We start from the raw sequence: 3,860 nt of genomic DNA on the forward strand, positions 1-3,860 counted from the left end.
GTGGCGGGCGGGCCCTCGTCGGGGCGGCCTCCGGCCCCGGCGGTGCGGCGGCGTCCGCCCTGCGGGGGTCGCGCCGTGGGCGGCCGGCGGGTGGCGGTCGACCGCCGGTGGCGAGTACCCGCCGCACTGGTTGCGCGGCAAGGGCCCTCCTGAGCCGCCACCGTCCAGTATGCGGACTACCATGCGTGAGGCACGGACAGCCCGGGAACCCCCTTACGAAGCCCTCACGTCGTAGCGTCTGACGCGAGGGGGCCGGAAATCGGAGGTCGGGGTCCGCCGACGGCCGAAGCGACCCGTCTGAACCGCTTCCGGCTATGGACCGCACGAGAACAGGACGCATTAACCGTGACTGCATTGTCTGTGAGCACCTCCTCCGCGGCGTCGCTGCGTGTGGACGCCGTCGTCGTCGGTGTGGCGAAGGGCGACAAGGGACTGGTGCCGGCGCCCGGCGCCGAGACGGTGGCCGAGGCCTTCGACGGCCGGCTGGCCGAGATCCTCGACACCCTCGGGGTGTCCGGCGCCGAGGGCGAGGCCGTCAAGCTGCCCGCCCCCGCCGGCCTGAAGGCCGGGTTTGTGCTCGCGGTCGGCCTCGGTGACGCACCCGCGGACGGCGGCTACGGTGCCGAAACGTTGCGCCGCGCCGCCGGTGTCGCCGCCCGTACGCTGGCCGGCAGCCGCAAGGCCGCGCTGGCGCTGCCCGCCGCGACCCCCGCCGAGGTCGAGGCGGTGGCGCTGGGCGGTCTGCTGGGCGCCTACGCCTTCACCGCCTACCGCACCAACGGCAACGGCAAGGCTCCGGTCGCCGAGCTCACCGTGCTGGCCCCCCGCAAGGGCCAGAAGGAGGCCAAGGCCGCCGCCGAGCGCGCCACCGTGCTCGCGGAGGAGATGAACCGCACCCGCGACCTGGTGAACACCCCCTCCAACGACCTCAACCCCAAGTCGTTCGCCGCCGCGGTGCAGGCCGCCGGCAAGGAGTACGGCCTCAAGGTCGAGGTGCTGGACGAGAAGGCGCTCGCCAAGGGCTCCTACGGCGGCATCCTCGGTGTCGGCCAGGGCTCGGCCACCCCGCCGCGGCTGGTCAAGATCGCCTACACCCACCCCAAGGCCCGGGCGTCGCTGGCGTTCGTCGGCAAGGGCATCACCTACGACTCGGGCGGCATCTCGCTGAAGCCGGCCGGCCACAACGAGACCATGAAGTGCGACATGTCCGGCGCCGCCGCCGTCTTCGCCTCCGTGGTCGCCGCCTCCCGGCTGGGCCTGGAGGTCAACGTCACCGGCTGGCTGGCGCTGGCCGAGAACATGCCCTCGGGTTCCGCCACCCGGCCCGGCGACGTGCTGCGGATGTACGGCGGCAAGACGGTGGAGGTGCTCAACACCGACGCCGAGGGCCGGCTGGTGCTGGCCGACGCGATCGTCCGCGCCGGTGAGGAGAACCCGGACGCCATCGTGGACGTGGCCACCCTGACCGGCGCCATGATGCTGGCCCTGGGCAACCGCACCTTCGGCATCATGGCCAACGAGGACGACTTCCGGGACCGGATCTTCGACGCCACCCGGCGGGCCGGCGAGCAGGCGTGGCCGATGCCGCTCCCCGCCGAGCTGCGCAAGGGCATGGACTCCTCGGTCGCCGACATCGCCAACATGGGCGAGCGGATGGGCGGCGGCCTGGTGGCCGGGCTCTTCCTCAAGGAGTTCGTCGCCGACGGCATCACCTGGGCGCACCTGGACATCGCCGGCCCGGCCTTCCACGAGGGCCAGCCGTACGGCTACACCCCCAAGGGCGGCACCGGCTCCGCCGTGCGCACCCTGGTGCAGCTGGCCGAGGACGCGGCCGCGGGCGAGCTGCTGTAGCACCGCCGAGGGCGCGCCCCAGGGGCGCGACCGGGGCCCGGAGGGATCTCCTTCCGGGCCCCGTCCGCGTTCCGGGCACCCTCACCGAACCGGCCGCACCGCTGTGAGCTGCGGCGATATCGACCCAGAGGGGGCGGACGGGGCGGCGCGCGCCCCCCGTGGGGTGTCCGCGGAGCGACCCCGGACATCGGCACCCGCGAACAAGTGCGAAGATGTATTTCCGGCACGACTGGGCTCCCCACAAGGGAGCCCGACCCGGTCCCAGACCGGCCGGGCATACGCACCCATGCATGGAGGACGTGACGTGGCGAACGACGCCAGCACCGTTTTCGACGTAGTCATTCTCGGAGGCGGAAGCGGCGGTTACGCCGCGGCGCTGCGCGCGGCCCAGCTGGGGCTTCAGGTCGCGCTGATCGAGAAGGGCGAGCTGGGAGGCACCTGCCTGCACCGCGGTTGCATCCCCACCAAGGCTCTGCTGCACGCGGCCGAGGTGGCCGACGAGACCCGTGAGGCCGCCCAGTTCGGAGTGAAGGCCACCTTCGAGGGCATCGACCTTCCGGGTGTGCACAAGTACAAGGACGACGTGATCGGCGGCCTCTACAAGGGCCTGCAGGGCCTGGTGGCCTCCCGCAAGATCACCTATGTGACGGGCGAGGGCCGGCTGTCCTCCCCCACCTCGGTGGATGTGAACGGCCAGCGCTACGAGGGCCGCCACATCGTGCTGGCGACCGGCTCCGTGCCGAAGTCGCTGCCGGGGCTGACCATCGACGGCAACCGGGTGATCTCCTCGGACCACGCGCTGAAGCTGGACTACATCCCCAAGTCGGCGGTGATCCTGGGCGGCGGCGTGATCGGCGTCGAGTTCGCCTCCGTGTGGAAGTCCTTCGGCGTGGACGTGACCATCGTCGAGGCGCTGCCGCACCTGGTGCCGCTGGAGGACGAGGGCAGCTCCAAGCTGCTGGAGCGCGCCTTCCGCAAGCGCGGTATCAAGTTCGAGCTGAAGGCCCGCTTCTCGGGCGTGGAGTACACCGAGTCCGGTGTGCGCGTCTCCACCGAGAACGGCAAGCAGATCGACGCCGACGTGCTGCTGGTCGCCATCGGCCGCGGCCCGGTCTCGCAGGGCCTGGGCTACGAGGAGTCCGGCATCGCGATGGACCGCGGCTACGTCCTGGTCGACGAGTACATGCGGACCAACGTGCCCACCGTCTCCGCCGTCGGCGACCTGGTCCCGACCCTGCAGCTGGCCCACGTGGGCTTCGCCGAGGGCATCCTGGTGGCCGAGCGGCTGGCCGGCCTGCAGGTCGTCCCGATCGACTACGACGGCGTGCCCCGGGTGACCTACTGCAACCCCGAGGTCGCCTCGGTGGGCATCTCCGAGGCCAAGGCCAAGGAGATCTACGGCGCCGAGAAGGTCAAGGTCGCCAAGTTCAACCTGGCCGGCAACGGCAAGAGCAAGATCCTCAAGACCGCGGGCGAGATCAAGCTCGTCCAGGTCGAGGACGGCGCCGTCGTCGGCGTCCACATGGTCGGCGCCCGCATGGGCGAGCAGGTCGGCGAGGCCCAGCTGATCTACAACTGGGAGGCGCTGCCGGCGGAGGTCGCGCAGCTCATCCACGCCCACCCGACGCAGTCCGAGGCCCTCGGCGAGGCTCACCTGGCGCTGGCCGGCAAGCCGCTCCACAACCACGACTGAGCCCAGGACACGCCACCACATCCGCACCGCACGACTGAAGGAGTTCCTGAAACCATGGCGGTCTCAGTAACGCTGCCCGCGCTCGGCGAGAGCGTGTCCGAGGGCACTGTCACCCGCTGGCTCAAGGCCGAGGGTGACCGGGTGGAGGCCGACGAGCCGCTGCTCGAGGTCTCCACCGACAAGGTCGACACCGAGATCCCGGCGCCCGCGTCGGGCATCCTCGCCTCCATCAAGGTCGCCGAGGACGAGACGGTGGAGGTCGGCGCCGAGCTGGCCGTCATCGACGACGGCTCCGGCGCCCCGGCCGCCGCCCCGG

Annotated in this window: 3 protein-coding genes; all 3 read left to right on the forward strand. The window is 71.8% G+C overall.

Features of this window, described 5'->3' with window-relative positions; all coding sequences use genetic code 11:
* Nucleotides 1-345 precede the first annotated feature (345 nt).
* Nucleotides 346-1,851, forward strand: coding sequence for a leucyl aminopeptidase (locus AOK09_RS31945; protein WP_055590717.1), 1,506 nt, complete (start codon nt 346-348; stop codon nt 1,849-1,851).
* Between the two features lie 304 nt (nt 1,852-2,155).
* The gene (lpdA, locus tag AOK09_RS31950) at nt 2,156-3,544 is read left to right on the forward strand and encodes a dihydrolipoyl dehydrogenase (protein WP_055590718.1); all 1,389 of its coding nucleotides are present in this window, start codon (nt 2,156-2,158) and stop codon (nt 3,542-3,544) included.
* A 54-nt stretch (nt 3,545-3,598) separates the two neighbouring features.
* The coding region (locus AOK09_RS31955; RefSeq protein ID WP_322973229.1) for a biotin/lipoyl-containing protein at nt 3,599-3,860 on the forward strand (262 nt) is incomplete at its 3' end.

This window comes from Peterkaempfera griseoplana (genome assembly GCF_001418575.1).
In the GTDB taxonomy this organism is placed as follows: Bacteria; Actinomycetota; Actinomycetes; order Streptomycetales; family Streptomycetaceae; genus Peterkaempfera; species Peterkaempfera griseoplana.